We start from the raw sequence: 21,733 nt of genomic DNA, 5'->3' as shown, positions 1-21,733 counted from the left end.
TGTCTGATGCGTCCACTATTGATGAGCGCTGTCGGGATGTAAAACAACAAAACAGCATATTCAAATGTTGAAAACTGCAAATATCACGGCGAGCGAAAATAATAATCCCCGGCGCGGCATCAGCGGCGTCGGGGAAATACTATTTCACGTTATTCAGGCGTTGCTGAGGGCTTTTTTCGCTGCGGGGGTTAATTGCTGCAGCGTGCGCTCCGCCAGCAGCGAAAAATAGTGGGCGGCAGGAAAGAGGGCGCGCTCATCGGGATTGAAACGCGGATGGTGCAGGCCGAATTCGCTGGCGGAGCCGATGCTGACGAACGCGCCCGGCACGTGATGCAGATACAGCGCGAAATCCTCGCCGCCCATCTGCAGCTCCGCCTCTTCGACCCGGTAGCCGGCCTCGGCGGCGACGGTTTTGCTGAACGCCGCCCAATGGGCGTCGTTGATCACCGCCGGCGGCCCCGGCTGCCAGTGGAATTCGGCCTGCGCGCCGAGCGCGGCGGCAACGCCGTCGATCACCTGGCGAATTTTATCCGGCACCTGGCGGCGCACCGCATCGCTGTGGGTGCGCACCGTGCCTTCCAGCTCGACGGTTTGCGGCAGCACGTTCCAGGTATTGCCGCCTTCGATGCGCGTCACGCTCACCACCAGCGATTCCAGCGAGCTGAAGCTGCGGCTGGGCAGCGTTTGCAGCGCGCCGACGATCTGGCTGGCGGTGACGATGGTATCGACACCCTGTTCCGGTTTGGCGGCGTGGGCGCCTTTGCCGGTGATGCGGATCTGGAAGCGATCGACGTTGGCGTAGAACGGCCCGGCGCGGGTGGCGAAGGTGCCGGTGGGCAGCTCCGGCGCATTGTGCAGGCCAAATATCGCCGCGACGTTATCCAGCGCGCCGGCGTCGATCAGGTGCCGGGCGCCGTTGAAGGTCTCTTCCGCCGGCTGGAAGAAGATGCGCACCGTACCCGCCAGTTCGGCTTCACGCGCTTTGAGCAGGTGTGCGGCGCCGAGCATCACCGAGGTGTGAAAGTCGTGCCCGCAGGCGTGCATCACGCCGCTGTTTTGCGAACTGAAGGGCACGTCGGCGATTTCGTCGATCGGCAGGGCGTCGATGTCGCCGCGCAGCGCGATGATCGGCCCCTGGCCGCTGCCGATCTCCGCCACGACGCCGGTTTTCAGCGCCAACGGCAGAAGGCGAATGCCCGCCTCTTGCAGCCAGCGGGTCAGGCGGGCGGTGGTGGCGAATTCGTGATTGGAAAGCTCCGGGTTTTGGTGCAGTTCACGCCGATAGGCGATGATCTTGTCTGCCAACTGGCTGGTCATAGGCTTGGCTCACAGTGGGAAATAAACCCTAACCCTAGTGCAGGGGCCGCCGAAGCAAAAAGACCATCTGGTTATATTTCATAGCGATTGTGTCTGCACGGCGCGTCAACGATGGGGGGAAGGGGCAGGTTTAGGCGTTCGCGCGTTGTTCGCCGGCGCAGGGAGAGGATTGACCTGGAACGGTAACTTACTGCAACCGGTGTCATTCATTTACACCGGACAACACGGATTTTTTCACTCTTTATCGGATTTCTGTGATCGCGGTGGTGGACAAAATCCTGCCTGCTTGCTGTACTGTAATCGACACAGGTTTTGTGTCTTTCATTCACGTTAAAGGTAAGTTTGATGTCTAAGATTAAAGGTAGCGTTAAGTGGTTTAATGAATCCAAGGGCTTCGGTTTCATTACTCCGGAAGATGGTAGCAAGGACGTTTTCGTTCACTTCTCTGCCATCGTTAGCAACGGTTTCAAAACGCTTGCTGAAGGCCAGCGTGTAGAATTTGAAATCACGAACGGTGCCAAAGGCCCATCTGCCGCTAACGTTACTGCTATCTAAGCTGCGTAGCTGAATTTCTTAAAACCCGCTCATTGAGCGGGTTTTTTATTGGGCGCGTTATGCGTCGCTGCGGCGGGCCAACAGGCTGAACAGCAGGATGGCGATGGCGTAACAGCCGACGATGGTCAGCGCCATCGACAGGGCCGAGGTGCCGCCCAGCCCGGTGAGCGGCACGGCGCAGGCGCCGAGCGCGAACATGCACACGCCGATCAAGGCCGACGCGCTGCCGGCTTTGTCCCCCTGGCTTTGCATCGCCAGCGACGAGGCGGTCGGGCCGACGATGCCGATCACCGCCACCGAGAAGAACAGCGGCACCAGCAACACGACCAGCGGCGCATGCAGCGCGGCGGCCAACAGCAGCAACAGCGATGCGACGGCCGCCAGCGTTAACCCGCCCCTCAATACCCGGCGTTCCCCCCAACGTGAACTGAGACGGCTGGCCAGCTGCGCCGCAATGATCAGCCCGACGCCGTTAATGGCGAAGCACAGGCTGAACATCTGCGGGCTGAGGCCGTAGATCTGTTGCAAGACGAAAGGCGAAGCGCCGATATAGGCGAACATGCCGGCCATGACGAAGCCCTGCGTCAGGCACAGGCCCATGAAATAGCGCTGGGTCAGCAACCCGCCGAGCGACATCAGCATCGCCAGAATGCCGCCCTGGCTGCGGCGCTCGACCGGCAGGGATTCGCGCAGCTTCAGCGCCGACAGGCTGAACAGCAGCACGGCGATGGCCGCCAGCACGCCGAAGATGCCGCGCCAGTTCATCACCTGCAGCATGACGCCGCCCAGCACCGGCGCGACGATCGGCGCCAGGCCGTTAACCAGCATCAGCAGGGCGAAGAAGCGGGTCAGCTCATGGCCGGCGTACAGATCGCGGGCAATGGCGCGGGAAATCACCGCGCCGCCGGCGCCGGCGATGCCCTGGAGCAGGCGGGCGATCAGCAATTGGTCGATGGTGGGCGCCAGCGCGCACCACAGCGAAGCGCCCAGCAGCAGGATCAGCGACAGCAGCAGCGGGCGCATACGGCCCAGTTTGTCGCTGTAAGGGCCAAAAATCAGCTGGCCGACGCCCAGGCCGAGCAGCCCGGCGGTCAGGCTGAGCTGCGCGGCGGCGGTGGAGGTATTCAGCTCGCCCGCCATTTCCGGCAGGGCGGGCAGATAGAGATCGGTGCACAGCGGCCCCAGCGCGGCCAACAGGCCAAGCACGACGGCGTACACCAGACGTTGTCTGGCTAAGTGTTTGGTCATGGGAGATTAAGATTTCCTGAACAGGTGAGAAATGGCCTGCTGATACAGATCGCGCAGCAGGGACGCATCGGCTTTTTGCGTGGTAAGGATACGGTAACCGGTGCCTTCGCTCATGACGGCGATAAACTCCACCCGGGCGGCGATCTCTTCCGCGCTGAAATCGGGATACAGCCGCTGCAGGTTGTGGCACACGTGGCGAAACAGCCGCGCTTCCGCATCGCTGAGCAGTTTGGCCACCACCGGGTTGCGCGTGGCCTCGGCGGTCACTTCCAGCATCAGCATGTGATCGGTTTCGCTCTCGCCCGGTTGCTGAAACAGCGTGCGTGCCGCCAGCGTGCCGGCGATCAGGTTGATGTGATCGCCAAGGTTTTCCAGGCGCTGCATCTTGTTGGTGATGATGCGGTTGACGATCTCTTCGATGATCGCGTCTTTATTGGCGAAATAGCGATAGATTTGCCCGACGCTAAGCTGCGAGCCTTGGGCGATCTCCGCCATGCTGGCGGCGTGGAAGCCGTGGCGGCGAAAGCTGGTTTTCGCCGCTTCGACGATCTGATCGCGGCGCGCCTGCACTTTGGCCTGTTTACTGTCGTTGGGGGGGAGCATCTGCCCGATCCTTTGCTACGCGTGAGCCGGGTTCACATTTTTGGGTGTGAACGTTCATTCTCAATTGTAGTGTAACCGACCGGAAAGACGCAAGATGAACGCGTGCTGCGATAAAAGGCGTTTAAGCGAACAGGTAGGATTTGATAAAGGCGGCGACGATCAGCACGCACAGCGCAACGGCGATCGCTTCGGCGGCGGTTTTCGGCAGGCTAAACATAGCGATTTCTCATCCAGTCAGGGGTACTGGATGAGATTATGCGCATGCAAGATTAAGGAAACATTAAGGGCTTAGCGCCCGTTGACCCACATCACCAGCATAAAGGCCAGCAGCGTCATCGCCAGCGAGCCGGCCAGGTTGAGCAGCATGTTGGCCAGCGCCCAGCCGAAGCGGCCATCCTGCATCAGGTATACCACCTCCAGCGAAAAGGTGGAGAAGGTGGTCAGGCCGCCGCAGAATCCGGTGGTGATCAGCAGTTTCCAGGTGGGATCCAGATGCGTCATGCGGGTGAAAATCGCCATCGCCAGGCCGATGATAAAACCGCCGATCAGATTGACCATCAGCGTACCGAGCGGAATGTGGGCGTTCAGCGGATTCATTTTCATACTTACCGCCCAGCGCAAAACGCTGCCGACGCCGCCGCCGATAAAGACGGCCAGTAAAGAACTCAACATGGGGCAACTCCCTTTCAATCAGAGAAATTCACGAGGCTCGGAAAGGGACAGGCGTAACGCTACGCGCCTCTCTCCGAGAGGTTACGTAGACATCATCAGCCTGTGAAGGCGGTTAGGGAGGAATGTCATCTCCAGCGTGCCGCACGGCCTTTTTCGCCGCACCCGGTGGATGTTACACCTAATGCCGCCTATTTTGTAGTATCGACCCCCTGCGAGGTAAAACGGATGGAAATCAGAACGGCGCGTCTGAGCGACCGGCACGCTATCGCTGAATTAATGACGGCGCTGGATTATCCCGGCACCGAGGCGTTTCTGACGCAGCGAATGCAGCAATTGTTGGCGCATCCGGATGAGGCGCTGCTGGTGGCGGCGGACGGGGAGCAGGTGTTGGGCGTGTTGTCGCTGCATTTCCTGCCGCAGCTGGCGTTGGCCGGCGACATTGGCCGCATCAGCTATTTTTGCGTCGACGATCGGGCGCGCGGCGCGGGCGTAGGGCGGCGGCTGCTGGCGGCAGGCGAGGCGCTGGCGCACCGTCGCGGCTGCGATCGGCTGGAAGTCCATTGCCACAGCCGCCGCGAGCGGGCGCATGCTTTTTACCGGCGCGAAGGCTTTGTCGAAGCGCCGAAGTATTTTGCCAAGTTATTAAGTCAGTAAGTTACTCCCCTGGCGGCGCCGCCGTTTCCAGCCGGTTGCGGCCATTCTGCTTCGCCCGATAGAGCGCGCCGTCGGCCGCTTTCAGCCAGTCAAGATAGCCGCCCAGCGCGGGGTGGTAGTTGGCGATGCCGGCGCTGATCTGCAGCCGCAGCTGCGGCGCCTCCTTGAAGCTGACCGCATCCAGCCGCTGCTGGATGCGTCGCAGGACGATTTCCGCCTGCTCGGCGTTGGTGTTCGGCAGCACCGCGCCAAACTCGTCGCCGCCGTAGCGCCCGACGATATCCACGTTACGCAAGCCGATCAGCAGCTCTTCCGCCAGCGCCGCCAGGGCCTCATCCCCCAAAGCATGGCCGAAGGTGTCGTTGATGGTTTTGAAGCGGTCGATATCCATCAGGATCAGCGTGGCGTTATCCTGGTAGCGACGGCAGCTGTCGAACTGGCGATGCAGCAGATGCTCCCAGTGGCGACGGTTGTATAAGCCGGTCAGCCCATCGCGGGTGCTGATGCGCTGCAGCTCCTGTTTCTTTTCCGCCAGCCGCTTGGCGGTGCGGTAAGTCACCAGCCCGAGCAGCGTCGGGTAAAGGTAGATCATCGGCAGGCACAGATAGACCTGCAACGGCGTGCTGTACGGGTGAAACGGGAAGCCGAGCAGCGCGGCGGTGAACGCCGCCGTGGCCAGTTGCATGGCCAATCCTTTTACAAACAGCGCTTTGCCGGCTGAAGCGATGTTATTCATGCTCATCATCGACAGGATGACGATGGCGGGCAGCGCGTTGAACGCCATCATCGCCGCCCAGAAGCCGCCGAAAGCGGAGTCGATCAGCAGGTTGCGAATTTCGGCTTTGAACGGATCTTGGGCGCGGCAGGCCAGGCGGTACGCGAGATGCGGCCAGAGAAAGCCGTGAAAGGCCAGCAATAGCCAGACCGCCACGGGCGGAGCCAGGGGATAGAGCGCGGCGCAGACGCAGATAAAGCCGAGCCCCAGACCGACGGCGCGGGGCAGGTAGGTGCGTTTGGCGAAGCTGAGGCCGGATTTTCGGGCATCGAAAATGGGTGGGGCAATATACATCCGGCATCTCCCTGATGAGTATCATGGCAGCGTATCATGCGGGTGATAAACTAAGAATAGTCTGGGATTCACGTCCAGAGGCCCTGTGGCATTACTGCGACCGATCTCACTCTGTTACATGTTGCGGTTGTGCGAGCCGAAGGAAAGTCGCTAAATATTCGCAGGCAAGGTCAGTTTTTCTCGCTGTTCACGCAGCGCTCTATGATAAGAAGGTGAGTATGGAAGGTATCAGCATTACCAAACTTCTGGTGATTGCGGTGTTGGTGATTTTACTGTTCGGCACCAGCAAACTGCGTACGCTCGGCGCCGATCTTGGCGCGGCGCTGAAAGGCTTTAAAAAAGCCGTGGGCGATGACAGCACGCCGCCGGCCGCCGGCAACAACGCCGCCGAAAGCCAGTCCGCTCAGCAGAGCGTCGAAAAGAAAGACGTTTAACCCCGTCTGACTGCGCGCAATAAAAAACGGATGCCTTGCGGACATCCGTTTTTTGGCGTTTCCGCCGTCTATAGCGTAACAAACTATTACGCGTTATTTCACTTCCATCCCTTTGGCCTGCAGATCGGCGTGGTAAGACGAACGCACGAACGGGCCGCAGGCGGCGTGGGTGAAGCCCATCGCCATCGCTTCTTCTTTCATCTCGTCAAACTCGGCAGGGCTGACGTAGCGCTGCACCGGCAGGTGGTGACGGCTCGGCTGCAGGTACTGACCCAGCGTCAGCATGGTCACGCCGTGGCGACGCAGATCGCGCATTACTTCAATGATTTCCGCGTTGGTTTCGCCCAGGCCGACCATCAGGCCGGATTTGGTCGGGATATCCGGGTGCGCTTCTTTAAAGCGCTCCAGCAGCTTCAGCGACCATTCGTAGTTGGCGCCCGGACGCACCTGGCGGTAGACGCGCGGCACGTTTTCCAGGTTGTGGTTGAATACGTCCGGCGGCGTGGCGGTGAGGATCTCCAGCGCGCGGTCCATACGGCCGCGGAAGTCCGGCACCAGCGTTTCAATTTTGATGTTCGGGCTTTTGGCGCGGATGGCGGAGATGCAGTCGGCAAAGTGCTGAGCGCCGCCGTCGCGCAGATCGTCACGGTCAACCGAGGTGATCACCACGTAACGCAGCGCCATGTCGGCGATGGTTTGCGCCAGCTTTTCCGGCTCGTTGGCGTCCGGCGCGATCGGGCGGCCGTGGGCCACGTCGCAGAACGGGCAGCGGCGGGTGCAGATGGCGCCGAGGATCATAAAGGTGGCGGTACCGTGGTTGAAACACTCGGACAGGTTAGGGCACGAGGCTTCCTCACAGACGGAGTGCAGGCCGTTCTTGCGCATCGCGGCTTTGATGCCCTGAATGCGCGTTGAGTCGGCAGGCAGTTTGATCTTCATCCACTCGGGTTTACGCAACAGCTCCTGCCGTTCGGTGACCACCGTTTTGACCGGGATCAGCGCCATTTTGTCAGCATCGCGGTATTTGACGCCGCGTTCCATCTGAATTGGTTTACTCATAATCGTGCAGGTTCCAGTTACGAAGCTCGACCGTCTGGTAGCCGAGTAAATGAACAAATTCCTGTACCAGGATTGGGTGTATGTCTTCAAGGCCAACGCCGGGCGCCAGCGCGCTGACCTGCGTCATCTGCATACCGGCGTAACCGCAAGGGTTGATGCGTTGGAAGGGGCTGAGATCCATCGCCACATTCAGGGCCAGGCCGTGGAATGAGCTGCCTTTGCGGATCCGCAAACCCAACGAACAGATTTTCTGCTCCCCCACGTACACGCCGGGCGCATCCGGACGGGCGCGCGATGTGAGGCGGAAGTGGGCGAGGGTGTTGATAACCGTATCTTCTATCGCCGTGACCAATTGACGTACGCCGACCTTGTTGCGTTTCAGATCGACCATCACGTACATCACCTGCTGACCCGGCCCGTGGTAGGTCACCTGGCCGCCGCGATCGCTCTGGACAACCGGGATGTCGCCGGGCATCAGCACGTGTTCGGCTTTGCCGGCCTGACCCTGGGTGAACACCGGGTGATGCTGCACCAGCCACAGCTCGTCCGGCGTGGTCTCGGTACGACTGTCGGTGAAGTTATGCATGGCTTGGGATACAGGCGCGTAGGGCTGCAACCCCAGCTGACGCAAAATGATCTTGTCTGGTTGCAAAAGAGTCATCGTCAGGTTACAGAAGTGGTAAAGCCATTATACCGGGCGCTCCGGCCTGCGACCAGCCTTTCGCTGACCAAAAATGCGCAACCCGGGAAGACGCTGCGCCATCCCGGGTTGATAAGCAGGGGTTTATGCTGGAATTACAGCACCATGCGAACAATTTCAATGTTGCCCAACTCTTCGTACAGGGTTTCGACCTGCTCGATGTGAGTGGCATTGATGGTGATGGAGACGGAGTGGTAGTTGCCTTTGCTGCTTGGCTTGACCTGCGGGTTGTAATCGCCCGGCGCATGGCGCTGCACCACTTCAACCACCTGGTCAACCAGCTCAGGCTGCGCCAGGCCCATTACCTTGTAGGTAAACGAGCAAGGGAATTCGAGCAGTTCGTTCAGTTTAGTTTTTTGCATGTGCGTGCGCTCCAGAGTGCTAGCTAATCTATAAAGTATAACTCCCGCCGGGGCGGGAGTTAGTGTTATTCACTATATGGGGACGATTTCGCCCGTTTCAACCGTTAACCGAACCAGTGGTGGAACATCAGTTTGATGTAGTCCACGATGCGGCTGAAGAAGCCGCCTTCTTTCACTTCGTTCATCACCACCAGCGGACGCTGGTCGATGGTTTTGCCGTCCAGCTGGAAGTTGATGCTGCCCACCACCTGATTTTTCGCCAGCGGCGCGTGAATTTCCGGCGTGTTCAGCACGTAGCTGGCCTTCAGGTCTTTCATGCGGCCGCGCGGAATGGTCAGGTAGACGTCTTTGTCCACGCCCAGCTCAACGCGGTCGGCATCGCCGAACCAGACCGGCTCGGAGGCGAACTCTTTACCGACTTTCAGCGGCGCCACGGTTTCGAAGAAGCGGAAGCCCCAGGTCAGCAGTTTCTTGCTTTCGGCTTCACGGCCTTTGTAGGTGCGGCCGCCCATCACGGCGGAGATCAGGCGCATTTGGCCTTCGGTCGCCGAAGCCACCAGGTTGTAGCCCGCCGCGTCGGTATGGCCGGTTTTGATGCCGTCGACGTTCAGGCTGTTATCCCACAGCAGACCGTTGCGGTTCATCTGGCGGATATTGTTGAAGGTGAACTCTTTTTCTTTGTAGATCGCGTATTCTTCCGGCACGTCGCGGATCAGCGCCTGGCCGATCAGCGCCATGTCGCGCGCCGAGCTGTATTGGCCCTGCGCATCCAGGCCGTGCACCGTCTGGAAGTGGGTATTCTGCAGGCCCAGCTTGCTGACGTAGGTGTTCATCAGGTTGACGAACGCATCCTGGCTGCCGGCGACGTAGTCGGCCATCGCCACGCAGGCGTCGTTACCGGACTGCAGGTTGATGCCGCGGGTCAGTTTAGAGACCGGCACGCGATCGCCCGGCTTCAGGAACATCAGCGAGGAGCCTTTGAACACCGGGTTGCCGGTCGCCCAGGCGTCCTGGCCGACGGTCACCAGATCGTCCTGGCCGATTTTTCCCGCTTTCAGCGCCTGGCCGATGACGTAGCTGGTCATCATTTTGGTCAGGCTGGCCGGATCGCGACGCGCATCGGCGTTCATCTCGGCCAGCACCTTGCCGGAGTTGTAATCAATCAGGATGTACGCTTCCGCATCGATCTGCGGGACACCTGGGATCATGGTTTTGATGTTAACGTCATCGGCGTGCGCAACGGAGGCTGCGCTCATTGCGATAACGGTGCCGAGGGCGATGCTTTTGATTAAGCGAAAAGAAGTTACTTGTTTCATGATCGGGACTACAACATCCGTGAAAGTAAAGTTAAAAAACGAGCCACACTATAGCAGATGCGATCCCGGCAGGCATTACCCATTCATCTGACTAATTGCGGTTAGTGCCCTTTTAGCTGCAAGAAAATGTTTCAGCTAAATAACCGCTTATCGGCCGTGAATGCCCGCCGGGCTTAACGCTCAGGGTGCAGCAGTAACGAAAGACTGTTGTTGCGCTTCGCTCGCCAGGCGTTGCTGCAGCTGGGCCGCCTGTTGACGGCTGCTGAACGGGCCAAGCTGGACGCGGTAAACGTTGCCGTTGGCCGCCACTTTGCCCGGCACGCCAAACTGTTGGCTCAGGCTCTGTTGCCAGCTCTGGGCGCGTTCGGCGCTGCTCAGCGCGCCGACCTGCACCACGTAGCCGCCGGAAGAGGCGGCAGCAGCCGTGCCGACAGCCGCCGCGCCGGCCGCAACCGGTGCGGCCACCGCGGCGGCTTCAGGTTCGGAACCTTCCAGCACCCCGGCCGGCACCGCGCTCGGCGCGCCGAGGAAACCGCTGCGGCCGTTGGCGGCATTGCCGCCGGCTGCAGGGGCGCTGTTGTCGTCGGTGCGCAGAGTGCTGTTATCGATCGGGCGCACCGCCGCGCCGCTGGCGATCGGCGCCTCCTGTTGAATAGGGGTGCCCATGCTGCTGGAGCCGAGATCCGGGCGCGCCGGCAGGGCGTAGCTCTGTTTCGCCACGATGGTGCCGATGGTGCCGGGGCCGCTCAGCGTGCCGTCCGGCGCCACGTTGATGAAATCTACCTTGACCTTGGTGTTGTTGGACAGGTTGAGGCGGTCGGCGGCGGCTTTCGACAGATCGATGATGCGGCCCTTGGTGTATGGCCCGCGATCGTTGACGCGCACCACCAGCTGACGGCCGTTGGCCAGGTTAGTGACGCGCACATAGCTTGGGATTGGCAGGGTCGGATGCGCCGCCGTCAGGCCGTTGGGGTCAAACTGCTCGCCCAGCGCCGTGGTGTTGCCGTTGGCCTCTTCGCCATACCAGGCCGCCAGGCCGGTCTGCGAGAAGTTCTGCGGATCTTTTACGATGCGGTAAGTATCGCCATTAACCTTATAATCCTGCATGTTATTAGGGTTATAGGGTTCATATTGAGGCTCGACGCCGCCGATTTCCACCACCGGGCCGTTGTACGGCTGCGGAGGGGCTTGCTGTTCCGTGGTCGGGGCGGTACAGGCGGAGAGCAACACCGCCGCGACGCCGATCCAAAGCCATTCCTTACGCATTACTCACCTCTTATAAACTTTTAGACAGCATTTTCCGATGCGTGTGGATCGACATGATGATGCCGAAACCGGCCATCAACACTATCAGCGCCGAACCCCCGTAACTGACCAGAGGCAAAGGTACGCCAACTACCGGCAAAATGCCACTGACCATACCGATGTTAACAAAGACATAAACGAACAAAATCAGCATCAAGCCGCCGACCATGACGCGGCCAAAGGTGGTTTGCGCCTTGGCGGCGATCATCAGCCCGCGGATGATCACCAGCAGGTAAAGCGCCAGAAGCACCAGCACCCCGATCAGCCCCAGCTCTTCGGCCAGGACGGCGAAGATAAAGTCGGTATGGCGCTCCGGCAGAAACTCCAGCTGTGACTGGGTGCCGTGCAGCCAGCCCTTGCCGGACAGGCCGCCGGAGCCGATGGCGATCTTGGATTGAATGATGTGATAACCGGCGCCGAGCGGGTCGCTCTCCGGATCGAGCAGCATCATGACGCGGTCGCGCTGATAGCCGTGCATCAGGAAGAACCACAGCACCGGGATGAAGGCCGCCAGCGCGACGGCGGCGACGGCGATCAGCTTCCAGCTCATGCCGGACAGGAACAGTACGAACAGGCCGGAAGCGGCGATCAGGATAGAGGTGCCCAGATCCGGCTGCGCGGCCACCAGCAGCGTCGGCAGGAAGATCAGCACCAGCGCGATGGCGGTGTTTTTCAGCGAAGGCGGGCAGACGTCGCGGTTCATAAAGCGCGCCACCATCAGCGGCACGGCGATCTTGGCGATTTCCGACGGCTGGAAGCGCACTACGCCGAGATCCAACCAGCGCTGTGCGCCTTTACTGATCTGGCCGAAGGCGTCCACCAGGATCAGTAAAATCACGCAGAAGATATACAGATAGGGCGCCCAGCTTTCGTACACGCGCGGCGGGATCTGCGCCATGACGGCCATCACGATCAGCCCCATGACGATCTGCCCGATCTTGCGCTCCATCATGCCGATATCCTGGCCGCTGGCGCTCCACATCACGAAGGCGCTGTAGACCAACAGGGCCAGGATCAGCAGCAGGAACGTCGGGTCGATGTGGATTTTGGTCCAGATCGAGCCTTTTTGTTGGCTTTCAGTCATGTTCTACCTTAGTCACCTTCTACGCCAGGCGGCAGCGGGGCTTCGCTTGGCAATTGCGTATTGTTGTCGCCCAGCAGAATGTGGTCGAGGATCTGGCGGGTGATGGTCCCCACCGCCGGACCGGAGCCGCCGTTTTCCAGAATGATGGCGACCGACACCGTCGGGTTGTTGAACGGTGCGAAGGCGGTCATCAGTTTGTGATCGCGCAGGTGCTCCGCCAGTTTGTGGGCGTTGTAGGTTTCATAGCCGAATACCTGTGCGGTACCCGATTTCGCCGCGGCTTTATAAGGTGCGTCCGCAAAGTATTTGCGCGCCGTCCCGTTCGGACGGTTGGCCACACCGTACATGCCGTCTTTGGCAATTTCCCAGAAGCCGGAGTGAATATCGCCGATCTGCGTGTTTTCTTCCTGTTTGAACGGCACCAGCGCGCCGTTGATGCGGGTGCTCTGCAGCAGGTGCGGCGTTTTGACGGTGCCGTCGTTGATCAGGGTGTTCAGCGCCTTGGCCATCTGGATCGGCGTCGCGGTCCAGTAACCCTGGCCGATGCCTACCGGAATGGTGTCGCCCTGATACCACGGTTTTTTATAGCGTTTCTGCTTCCATTCGCGCGTCGGCATCAGGCCGGAGCGCTCTTCGGACAGATCGATGCCGGTGTACTGGCCGTAACCGAATTTGGTCAGCCAGGTCGACAGCCGATCGATCCCCATGTCATAAGCGACCTGGTAGAAATAGGTATCTGCGGACTCTTCCAGCGCCTTGGTGACGTTCAGGCGGCCGTGGCCCCATTTCTTCCAGTCGCGAAAGCGTTTTTCCGAGCCGGGCAATTGCCACCAGCCGGGATCGAACACCACGGTGTTTTGGTGATCACCCCGGCGCTCAGCGCCGACACCGCGATATAAGGCTTCACCGTCGAGGCGGGCGGGTAGACCCCCTGGGTGGCGCGGTTGATCAGCGGGCGATTCGGATCGTTCAGCAACCCCTGATAGTCCTTGCTGGAAATGCCGTCGACGAACAGGTTCGGATCGTAGCTCGGGTTGGAGACCATCGCCAGGATGGCGCCGGTGCGCGGATCGCTCACCACCACCGCGGCGCGGCTGCCGACCAACAGCTGTTCGATATAGCGCTGCAGGTTAAGATCGAGCGTCAGGTAGACGTCCTGACCGGCGGAAGGCGGCTGTTCGTGCAATTGGCGGATCACCCGGCCGCGGTTGTTGACCTCGACCTCTTCATAGCCGGTTTTGCCGTGCAGCGTGTCTTCGTAATAGCGTTCGATGCCCAGCTTGCCGATATCGTGGGTGGCGGCGTAGTTGGCCAGTTTGCCGTCTTTGTCCAGCCGCTCGACGTCGCGATCGTTGATCTTGGACACGTAGCCGGTGACGTGGGTGAGGGCGGAGCCGTAGGGGTAGTAGCGGCGCTGGTAGCCTTTCACTTCCACACCCGGGAAGCGGAACTGATTGACCGCAAAACGGGCGACTTGCACCTCGGTCAGCGCGGTTTTCACCGGAATGGAGACGAAACGGCGCGAGCGCTTGCGCTCTTTTTCGAAATTGGTGATGTCGTCATCGGTCAAGTCGACCACCGGGCGCAGCGCCTGCAGCGTGGCTTTGAGATCGTCGACCTTTTCCGGCATCAGTTCCAGCTGATAAATGGTGCGGTTGAGCGCCAGCGGAGTGCCGTTGCGATCGTAGATAATGCCGCGGCTGGGCGCGATGGGCACCAGCTTGATGCGGTTTTCGTTGGAGCGGGTGCGGTAATCCTCGACGCGGACCACTTGCAGATTATACAGGTTGGCGATCAGGATGCCGGACAGCACCAGGATGACCAAGAACGCCACCAGGGCGCGGCGTACAAACAGGGCGGATTCAGCCGTATAGTCGCGAAAAGGGTTACGTTCTATTTTCATCCCGCTGCTTTATTTCACTCTGTCACGGTCACCACCGGCTATTCCCGGTGGTAAGGATGATTTGTAGTAATACTCCAGGCGCGGTAGAGGCTTTCGGCCACCAGGACGCGCACCAAAGGATGCGGCAGTGTCAACGGAGAAAGCGACCAACTCTGCTCGGCAGCGGCTTTGCAGGCGGGCGCCAGCCCTTCCGGGCCGCCGATCAGCAAGCTGACGTTGCGGCCATCCTGCTTCCAGCGCTCAAGCTGCTGCGCCAGCTGCGGCGTTTCCCACGGCGTGCCTGGGATATCCAGCGTAACGATGCGGTTGCCTTTGCCCACCGCCGCCAGCATTTGTTCGCCTTCCTTGTCCAGAATGCGTTTGATGTCGGCGTTTTTGCCGCGTTTGCCGGCCGGGATCTCGGTCAGCTCAAACGGCATATCTTTGGGAAAGCGGTGCAGGTAATCCATAAAGCCGGTTTGCACCCAGTCTGGCATTTTGGTGCCGACCGCCACCAATTGCAGTTTCACCGCTTAGCTCCAGAGTTTTTCCAGCTCGTACAGGCGACGGCTTTCTTCCTGCATCACGTGCACGATCACTTCGCCCAGATCGACCACGATCCAGTCGGAGGCTTCCTGGCCTTTCATGCCAAACAGCTCCATGCCCGCGGCGCGGGATTCCTGCACCACGTGGCTGGCGATCGACATCACGTGGCGAGTCGACGTGCCGGTGCAGATGATCATGCAATCGGTGATGCTGGATTTGCCCTGTACGTCCAGAGCGACAATGTCTTGGCCTTTAAGGTCATCGATTTTATCGATGACGAAATCTTGGAGCGCTTTACCTTGCAAAGGTTCCCCCTCGGGTGTGTTCTGTTCAGTCGGCTGCGGCGGGCAAAATGCGCGCGCCGCGGCGTAACCGGATAAAGGTTTCGGCAGGCTGCCGCTGAAAGCCAGCTAACTGGTGACTGCCCGGCCAGCTAAGGTTTCCGGGGTTTTCAGCGGATACCTGAAAAATAGCGGCGCAGTATATCACGCACCTTTCGCTAGCGATATAAACCCTGCAACTCGATATAGCGCTGCACCGGGCGCGGCAGCAGATCGTCGCAGTTGAGGCCCTGATGGCGGCGCTGGCGGATCTCGGTGGCGGAAATTTCCAGCTCCGGCGTATCGGCCAGATAGATATGGCCGTGCGGGCGGCGGCTGAGCAGCGCCGGGTCGGCGGTGCGATGACGTTCCAGCCACTGCTGCAGTTCCGGCGTGTCCATGCGATCGTTATAGCCCGGGCGCGCCAACACCAGCAGATGGCAGACGTCCAACAGCGCCTGCCAGCGATGCCATTTATGCAGCGTCAGCAGCGAGTCCTGGCCAATAATAAACGCCAGCGGCTGGGCGGCGCCACGCTCTTTACGAATCGTTTCCAACGTCTCGATGGTGTAGGAGGGGGTGGTGCGATGCAGTTCGCGATCGTCGACCGCGAACAGCGGATTGCCGGCGATCGCCAGCTCGACCATCTTCAAGCGCTGCTGTGCGTTGGCCTCGGGCTGCGGGCGGTGCGGCGGCACGTGGTTAGGCAGCAGCGTAACGCGATTCAGGCCCACTTCGGCGGCCAGCGCCTCTACCGGCCGCAGATGGCCGTAGTGGATCGGATCAAAGGTGCCGCCAAACAGTGCGTGCAATACGGTGGGGTGTTCCGGATTAGTGGGCATCGGTAAAACTCGTGGCCAGGGGTTTGCCGCACAGCAGCATCGACAGGGTTTCCAGTTCCGGCCAGACCGACTGGCCATAGTCCTGCTTGAGGGTCAGCTCGATTTGCGTCAGCAGCTGTACCGCTTGCTGCAGCTGGGCGCCGGACAGGCGTTGCAGCGCCTGAGTGACCAGCGGGCGGCGGTTCTGCCAGACCTTGTGCTGATCGAACAGCGTGCGCAGCGGCGCGGACGCCATGCGGCGCTGCAGCGTCAGCAACAGCAGCAGTTCGCGCTGCAGGGTGCGCAACAGGATCACCGGCTCGACGTCCTCTTGCTGCAGCTGCTGTAAAATATGCCAGGCGCGCTTGCTCTTGCCGGCCAGCAAGGCGTCCAGCCAGTGGAACGGCGTGAAGTGGGCGGCGTCGTTCACCGCCTGCTCGACGCGCGGCAGGGTGAGCTTGCCGTCCGGGTGCAGCAGCGACAGCCGCTCCAGCGCCTGCGACAGCGCCAGCAGGTTGCCTTCGTAGCAGTAGCACAACAGCTGATTGGCCGCGTCGTCCAACTCCAGCTTCATCGCCTTGGCGCGCGTGGCGACCCAGCGCGGCAGCTGTGCCTGCTCCGGCGTCTGGCAACTGACGAGGGCGCCGTGCGGGCTGAGCGCCTTGAACCAGGCGCTGTTTTCCTGCGCTTTGGTGAGGCGCGGGCCGCGCAGGATCAGCAGAATATCCTCGTGCAACAGGGTGGCGAGCTTGGTCAGCTGTTCGCCGATCGGCGCCGTTGGGCCGTTTTCCGGGAAAATCAGCAGCAGCGTCTGGCGGCTGGCGAACAGGCTCATCGCCTGGCAGATGCCGAAGATGGCGTCCCAGTCGGTATGGGCGTCGAGGGAAATGCTGTAGTGCTCGCTGAACTGCTGCTGTTGCGCGGCCTGCCGGAGCAGATCCTGGCTTTCCTGCAGCAGCAGCGGTTCATTGCCGCTCAATAAATAACAAGCGCGCAGCCCCTCTCGGAGCTGCGCGGCAAGTTGTTCCGGATAAATGCGGATCATTGTGCGGTTTGGCTTGCCGCTCGTTCGCCGACGGCAGCGGCTTTTTGCCGGTTTTCTTCTTCCGCCGCGTGCACGGTCAGCAGTTTGCGCACCAGCTGTTGCGCCGCCTGCTCACGCATTTCCTGGCGAATGATCTCCTGCTCGGAGTCTTTGGCCAGCGCGGTCAGCGGGTTGTCGAAGAACGAACGGAACACTTTCACCGACAGCGGATACAGGTCGTGCCCCGGGATCAGCACCTGGGCCTGCACGGTCAGCACCAGCTGATACTCGGCGGTTTTACCGTCCTGGAAGATCGAGGCGGTATCCTGGCTTTCCGTCGCGCCGACGATGCGCAGAGAAGGCACGTCTTTACGCTTCGGATCGCTGACGATGGTCACGGCGTTCAAACGCAGTTGCTCACGCACCGCGCGCGTCAATGGCCCGTAAGGATCCGAACTGTCCAGGATCAGCGTTTTCATTTCATTAGGCACCTGCGTGGTGCCACGCAGGTGAAAACCGCAGCCGGCGGTGACCAGCACCGCCAACCCCAGCAACAGCGTCAGAATACGTTGTCGCACAACTCCTCCTTGTGTTAACCCACAACCAGGTTAAGCAGTTTGCCCGGAACATAGATCACTTTGCGAATCGTGACGCCGTCCAGATATTTAGCCACCAGATGCTCTTCGGCAGCGCGCGCGCGCACTTGCTCTTCGGTCGCATCGGCAGATACGGTGATTTTAGCGCGAACCTTGCCGTTCACCTGCACCACCACCAGCTTGGAGTCTTCGACCATCGCCTGCTCGTCGGTAACCGGCCATGGCGCGGTGTCCACGTCGCCTTCGCCGCCCAGCGCCTGCCACAGGGCGAAGCACACGTGCGGGGTGAACGGATACAGCATGCGAACGACGGCCAGCAGCGCTTCCTGCAGCAGCGCGCGATCCTGCTCGCTCTCCTGTGGCGCGCGGGCCAGTTTGTTCATCAGCTCCATCACGGCGGCGATCGCGGTGTTGAAGGTCTGGCGGCGGCCGATATCGTCGGTCACTTTGGCGATGGTTTTGTGCAGATCGCGGCGCAGCGCTTTCTGCTCTTCGTTCAGCGACGCCACGTCCAGCGGCTGCACCGCGCCTTTTTCCACGTGATCGTAGGCCAGTTTCCATACGCGCTTCAGGAAGCGGTTAGCCCCTTCCACGCCGGATTCCTGCCACTCCAGCGTCATTTCTGCCGGTGAAGCGAACATCATGAACAGACGCACGGTGTCCGCGCCGTATTTTTCCACCATCTCCTGCGGGTCGATGCCGTTGTTCTTCGACTTCGACATTTTGCTCATGCCAGCATAGACCAGTTCACGGCCTTGCGGATCGGTGGCCTTGATGATGCGGCCTTTGTCGTCGCGCTCGACGGTGGCGTCAACCGGGGATACCCAGACGCGCTCGCCGCTGTTGCCGGTGTAGTAGAAGGCGTCGGCCAGCACCATGCCCTGACACAGCAGGCGCTTGGCCGGCTCATCGGAATCCACCAGGCCCGCATCGCGCATCAGCTTGTGGAAGAAGCGGAAGTACATCAGGTGCATGATGGCGTGCTCGATGCCGCCGATATATTGATCGACCGGCAGCCAGTAGTTGGCGGCGGCCGGATCCAGCATGCCCTGGTCATACTGCGGGCAGGTGTAGCGCGCGTAGTACCAGGAGGACTCCATAAAGGTGTCGAAGGTGTCGGTTTCGCGCAGCGCCGGCTGGCCGTTGACGGTGGTCTTCGCCCACTCAGGGTCGGCCTTGATCGGGCTGGTGATGCCGTCCATGACCACGTCTTCCGGCAGGATCACCGGCAGTTGGTCTTCCGGCGTCGGCATCACGGTGCCGTCTTCCAGGGTCACCATCGGGATTGGCGCGCCCCAGTAACGCTGACGTGAAACGCCCCAGTCGCGCAGACGGTAATTGACCTTGCGCTGGCCGACGCCTTTGGCGACCAGTTTGTCGGCGATGGCGTTGAAGCCCGCTTCATTGTCCAGGCCGTCGAACTCGCCGGAGTTGAACAGCGCGCCTTTGTCAGTCATCGCTTCGGCGCTCACGTCAGGCTGGCTGCCGTCGAGGTTCAGGATCACCGGTTTGATCGGCAAATCATATTTGGTGGCGAATTCCCAGTCGCGCTGGTCGTGCGCCGGTACTGCCATCACGGCGCCGGTGCCGTATTCCATCAGCACGAAGTTGGCGACCCACACCGGCAGCTTCTCGCCGCTCAGCGGATGGACAACGAACAGGCCGGTCGGCATGCCTTTCTTCTCCATCGTCGCCATTTCGGCTTCGGCCACTTTGGTGTTGCGGCATTCGTCGATGAAGTCGGTCAGCGCCGAGTTGTTGTGCGCGCCCTGTTGCGCCAGCGGGTGGCCCGCGGCGACCGCCACGTAGGTGGCGCCCATGAAGGTGTCGGGGCGGGTGGTATAAACCGTCAGCTTCTCTTCGCTGCCAGCCACGTCGAAGGTGATTTCCACGCCTTCGGAACGGCCAATCCAGTTGCGCTGCATGGTTTTCACCTGCTCCGGCCAGCTTTCCAGCGTGTCCAGATCGTTCAGCAGCTGATCGGCGTAGGCGGTGATTTTGATGAACCACTGCGGGATCTCTTTACGCTCGACCTTGGTGTCGCAGCGCCAGCAGCAGCCGTCAATAACCTGTTCGTTGGCCAGCACGGTCAGATCGTGCGGGCACCAGTTCACCGCCGAGGTCTTCTTGTAGACCAGACCTTTTTCATACAGCTTGGTGAAGAACCACTGTTCCCAGCGATAGTATTCCGGCTGGCAGGTGGCGATTTCGCGATCCCAGTCGTAGCCGAAGCCCAGCAGTTTCAGCTGGTTCTTCATGTATTCGATGTTGTCGTAGGTCCACGGGGCCGGCGCGGTGTTGTTTTTCACCGCCGCGCCTTCCGCCGGCAGGCCGAACGCATCCCAGCCGATCGGCTGCAGTACGTTTTTGCCCAGCATGCGCTGATAGCGCGAGATCACGTCGCCGATAGTGTAGTTACGAACGTGGCCCATGTGCAGTCGGCCGGACGGGTAAGGCAGCATGGATAGGCAGTAGTACTTTTCTTTGCTGTCGTCTTCGGTAACTTTGAAAGTCTGCTTCTCTTGCCAGTGAAGCTGTACGTTCGATTCTATGTCTTCTGGACGGTATTGCTCTTGCATGGCGGCCGGTGGTCCTGTAGGTGTAAACCGTTGCCCCGGTCAGAGGCAACGCAATGAACATTTAGTATTCGTAGATCCGCATAGCATAGCTGATAAGACCTCCCGGCAACAACTCCAAGCGCCTGACTCGGCGCATTTAAAAAAAACGCCGCCATGACGCGGCTCACAACCTGCGGATCCCGCGTCTTGCCAAGTGACATCAGTCATTTACGGCTAAAATAAGAACAAGTAGCTTAAGGGTATCCCCATGGCCAAGTCCGGCGCAGCGTTTATCGAGGAGAGTCTATGAACAAGGTTGCTCAGTATTACCGCGAATTGGTGGCATCGCTGACCGAACGTCTGAAAAACGGCGAACGCGATATCGACGAACTGGTGGCGAGCGCGGAGCGGCGGTTGAACGAGGCCGAAGATCTGACGCGCGACGAGGTGCGGCAGGTGACGCAGGCGGTGCGGCGCGATCTGGAAGAGTTCGCCCGCAGCTATCAGGAAAGCCGGGACGAGTTTACCGACAGCGTGTTTATGCGGGTGATTAAGGAGAGCCTGTGGCAGGAACTGGCGGATATCACCGATAAAACCCAGTTGGAGTGGCGCGAGGTGTTCAAGGATGTCAGCCACCACGGTGTGTATCACAGCGGTGAAGTGGTGGGGCTGGGCAATCTGGTCTGCGAGCAGTGTCACTACCACCTGGCGTTTTACACGCCGGAAGTGCTGCCGCTCTGCCCGAAATGCGGTCACGACCAGTTCCAGCGTCGGCCATTTGAACCCTGATGACGTCCCCCGCCGCGGCGGGGAACGCTGACGTTTACCGTTAACGGAACAGTTTCTTCAGCAGGTTGCTCAGGAAACCGCCGCTGACGGCTTCTTGGGCGACGTTTGCCGGCGCCGGTACGCTGGCCGGGACGGCGACGCCGGCCGGGATTTTCTGCGCGACCGCGATGCGGCTGTCCTGGGCGGCTTTCTCCGCCGCTTCCGGGCCGTAGGCGAAGCCTTCCGCCAGCACGAATTCAACGTCGGTGATGCCGATAAAGCCCAGGAACAGCTTCACGTACGGGGTGATCAGATCCGTCGGCGTGTCGGCGTGGATGCCGCCGCGGCTGGAGATGACGATCGCTTTCTTGCCCGTCACCAGCCCTTCGGCGCCGGCGGAGGTGTAGCGGAACGTCTGACCGGCGCGGGCGATCAGATCGAAGTAGATCTTCAGCTGCGTCGGGATGTTGAAGTTGTACATCGGGGCGCTGATGATCAGCGTGTCGTGCGACTTCAGCTCGGCAATCAGCTCATCGGACAGCGCCAGGGTGCTTTGCTGATGCGGCGTCAACGGCTTGTCGCCGGCGGTAAAGCCGGCCATCACTTCGCCATCCAGCTCCGGCAGCGTTGGGTTGGCCAAGTCGCGCACGGTGAAGGTGTCTTCTGGGTGAGCTTCACGCCATTGTTCAACAAAAAAATCGACTAATTTTCCAGACTGGGAATATTCACCCAGAATACTTGATTTCAGGACCAGTACGCGGCTCATTGGCTTATCTCCAGGCGAAGTGTAATCGGTAACGATGTCAATCGGTGTAAACGCATGGTAGAGGCAAGCCATCA

The 21,733-nt window shown here is 60.4% G+C and carries 22 protein-coding genes, 1 pseudogene and 1 riboswitch; of the genes and pseudogenes, 4 read left to right on the top strand and 19 right to left on the bottom strand.

The window, feature by feature from the left end:
- Positions 1-153: 153 nt before the first annotated feature.
- Positions 154-1,317, bottom strand: coding sequence for a M20 peptidase aminoacylase family protein (locus ITX55_RS09310; protein WP_108680272.1), 1,164 nt, complete (start codon positions 1,315-1,317; stop codon positions 154-156).
- A gap of 345 nt (positions 1,318-1,662) precedes the next feature.
- Between ITX55_RS09310 and cspE the strand changes: the two genes are divergently transcribed.
- Positions 1,663-1,872: a transcription antiterminator/RNA stability regulator CspE gene (cspE, locus tag ITX55_RS09305; protein WP_004940030.1), complete on the top strand. Its 210-nt coding sequence runs from the start codon at positions 1,663-1,665 to the stop codon at positions 1,870-1,872.
- 57 nt (positions 1,873-1,929) lie between these two features.
- On the opposite strand, the gene ITX55_RS09300 is transcribed toward cspE, so the two are convergent.
- From ITX55_RS09300 to crcB, 3 genes are all read right to left on the bottom strand, one after another.
- Positions 1,930-3,120 carry a multidrug effflux MFS transporter gene (locus ITX55_RS09300; protein ID WP_089194379.1) on the bottom strand — a complete coding sequence of 397 codons (1,191 nt, stop codon included), beginning with the start codon at positions 3,118-3,120 and terminating at the stop codon, positions 1,930-1,932.
- A gap of 6 nt (positions 3,121-3,126) precedes the next feature.
- A complete protein-coding gene (locus tag ITX55_RS09295) occupies positions 3,127-3,723 on the bottom strand; it encodes a TetR/AcrR family transcriptional regulator (RefSeq protein WP_108680273.1) in 597 nt (198 codons plus the stop codon).
- Positions 3,724-4,011: 288 nt separating this feature from the next.
- A complete protein-coding gene (gene crcB / locus ITX55_RS09290; RefSeq protein ID WP_004940022.1) occupies positions 4,012-4,395 on the bottom strand; it encodes a fluoride efflux transporter CrcB in 384 nt (127 codons plus the stop codon).
- Positions 4,396-4,474: 79 nt separating this feature from the next.
- Positions 4,475-4,537: riboswitch (Fluoride riboswitch) on the bottom strand.
- Between the two features lie 83 nt (positions 4,538-4,620).
- On the opposite strand from crcB, the gene ITX55_RS09285 reads away from it, so the two are divergent.
- Positions 4,621-5,049, top strand: coding sequence for a GNAT family N-acetyltransferase (locus ITX55_RS09285; protein WP_079449585.1), 429 nt, complete (start codon positions 4,621-4,623; stop codon positions 5,047-5,049).
- 1 nt (position 5,050) lies between these two features.
- On the opposite strand, the gene ITX55_RS09280 is transcribed toward ITX55_RS09285, so the two are convergent.
- Positions 5,051-6,118 carry a diguanylate cyclase gene (locus ITX55_RS09280; RefSeq protein ID WP_108680274.1) on the bottom strand — a complete coding sequence of 356 codons (1,068 nt, stop codon included), beginning with the start codon at positions 6,116-6,118 and terminating at the stop codon, positions 5,051-5,053.
- Between the two features lie 218 nt (positions 6,119-6,336).
- Here ITX55_RS09280 and tatA point away from each other — a divergent pair, with 218 nt between their 5' ends.
- The gene (gene tatA, locus ITX55_RS09275) at positions 6,337-6,552 is read left to right on the top strand and encodes a Sec-independent protein translocase subunit TatA (RefSeq protein ID WP_004940019.1); all 216 of its coding nucleotides are present in this window, start codon (positions 6,337-6,339) and stop codon (positions 6,550-6,552) included.
- 93 nt (positions 6,553-6,645) lie between these two features.
- Here the strand turns inward: tatA and lipA are convergent, their stop codons facing one another.
- From lipA to leuS, 13 genes and pseudogenes are all read right to left on the bottom strand, one after another.
- On the bottom strand, positions 6,646-7,611 hold the full coding sequence (lipA, locus tag ITX55_RS09270) for a lipoyl synthase (protein WP_004940018.1): 966 nt from the start codon (positions 7,609-7,611) through the stop codon (positions 6,646-6,648).
- Positions 7,604-8,272, bottom strand: coding sequence for a lipoyl(octanoyl) transferase LipB (lipB, locus tag ITX55_RS09265; protein ID WP_197752526.1), 669 nt, complete (start codon positions 8,270-8,272; stop codon positions 7,604-7,606). The genes lipA and lipB overlap by 8 nt, the downstream gene beginning before the upstream one ends.
- 134 nt (positions 8,273-8,406) lie before the next feature.
- On the bottom strand, positions 8,407-8,673 hold the full coding sequence (gene ybeD / locus ITX55_RS09260) for a DUF493 family protein YbeD (RefSeq protein WP_004940012.1): 267 nt from the start codon (positions 8,671-8,673) through the stop codon (positions 8,407-8,409).
- Between the two features lie 104 nt (positions 8,674-8,777).
- Positions 8,778-9,989 (bottom strand): D-alanyl-D-alanine carboxypeptidase DacA, encoded by a 1,212-nt coding sequence (gene dacA / locus ITX55_RS09255; protein ID WP_004940010.1) that lies wholly within the window; start codon positions 9,987-9,989, stop codon positions 8,778-8,780.
- Positions 9,990-10,169: 180 nt separating this feature from the next.
- Positions 10,170-11,255: an endolytic peptidoglycan transglycosylase RlpA gene (rlpA, locus tag ITX55_RS09250; RefSeq protein ID WP_108680276.1), complete on the bottom strand. Its 1,086-nt coding sequence runs from the start codon at positions 11,253-11,255 to the stop codon at positions 10,170-10,172.
- A gap of 10 nt (positions 11,256-11,265) precedes the next feature.
- Positions 11,266-12,378: a peptidoglycan glycosyltransferase MrdB gene (mrdB, locus tag ITX55_RS09245; RefSeq protein WP_004940006.1), complete on the bottom strand. Its 1,113-nt coding sequence runs from the start codon at positions 12,376-12,378 to the stop codon at positions 11,266-11,268.
- An 8-nt stretch (positions 12,379-12,386) separates the two neighbouring features.
- Positions 12,387-14,281, bottom strand: a pseudogene (gene mrdA / locus ITX55_RS09240) (peptidoglycan DD-transpeptidase MrdA).
- 38 nt (positions 14,282-14,319) lie between these two features.
- Positions 14,320-14,790: a 23S rRNA (pseudouridine(1915)-N(3))-methyltransferase RlmH gene (gene rlmH, locus ITX55_RS09235; RefSeq protein ID WP_004940002.1), complete on the bottom strand. Its 471-nt coding sequence runs from the start codon at positions 14,788-14,790 to the stop codon at positions 14,320-14,322.
- Between the two features lie 3 nt (positions 14,791-14,793).
- A complete protein-coding gene (rsfS, locus tag ITX55_RS09230) occupies positions 14,794-15,111 on the bottom strand; it encodes a ribosome silencing factor (protein WP_004940001.1) in 318 nt (105 codons plus the stop codon).
- Positions 15,112-15,305: 194 nt separating this feature from the next.
- A complete protein-coding gene (gene nadD / locus ITX55_RS09225; protein ID WP_015376938.1) occupies positions 15,306-15,968 on the bottom strand; it encodes a nicotinate-nucleotide adenylyltransferase in 663 nt (220 codons plus the stop codon).
- A complete protein-coding gene (gene holA / locus ITX55_RS09220; protein WP_033651150.1) occupies positions 15,958-16,992 on the bottom strand; it encodes a DNA polymerase III subunit delta in 1,035 nt (344 codons plus the stop codon). The genes nadD and holA overlap by 11 nt, the downstream gene beginning before the upstream one ends.
- Positions 16,989-17,549: an LPS assembly lipoprotein LptE gene (lptE, locus tag ITX55_RS09215; RefSeq protein ID WP_033633932.1), complete on the bottom strand. Its 561-nt coding sequence runs from the start codon at positions 17,547-17,549 to the stop codon at positions 16,989-16,991. The genes holA and lptE overlap by 4 nt, the downstream gene beginning before the upstream one ends.
- Positions 17,550-17,563: 14 nt before the next feature.
- Positions 17,564-20,146, bottom strand: coding sequence for a leucine--tRNA ligase (gene leuS / locus ITX55_RS09210; protein ID WP_108680277.1), 2,583 nt, complete (start codon positions 20,144-20,146; stop codon positions 17,564-17,566).
- 285 nt (positions 20,147-20,431) lie between these two features.
- On the opposite strand from leuS, the gene ITX55_RS09205 reads away from it, so the two are divergent.
- Positions 20,432-20,914 carry a zinc ribbon-containing protein gene (locus tag ITX55_RS09205; RefSeq protein ID WP_025301844.1) on the top strand — a complete coding sequence of 161 codons (483 nt, stop codon included), beginning with the start codon at positions 20,432-20,434 and terminating at the stop codon, positions 20,912-20,914.
- A gap of 40 nt (positions 20,915-20,954) precedes the next feature.
- Here the strand turns inward: ITX55_RS09205 and ITX55_RS09200 are convergent, their stop codons facing one another.
- The gene (locus ITX55_RS09200) at positions 20,955-21,659 is read right to left on the bottom strand and encodes an FMN-dependent NADH-azoreductase (protein WP_187048694.1); all 705 of its coding nucleotides are present in this window, start codon (positions 21,657-21,659) and stop codon (positions 20,955-20,957) included.
- Positions 21,660-21,733: the final 74 nt, after the last annotated feature.

Source organism: Serratia sp. EWG9, assembly GCF_019913725.1.
Classification (GTDB): Bacteria; Pseudomonadota; Gammaproteobacteria; order Enterobacterales; family Enterobacteriaceae; genus Serratia; species Serratia ureilytica.
Note: the sequence above shows the minus strand (reverse complement) of the source record. Positions and strands in the feature narration are given on the sequence as shown.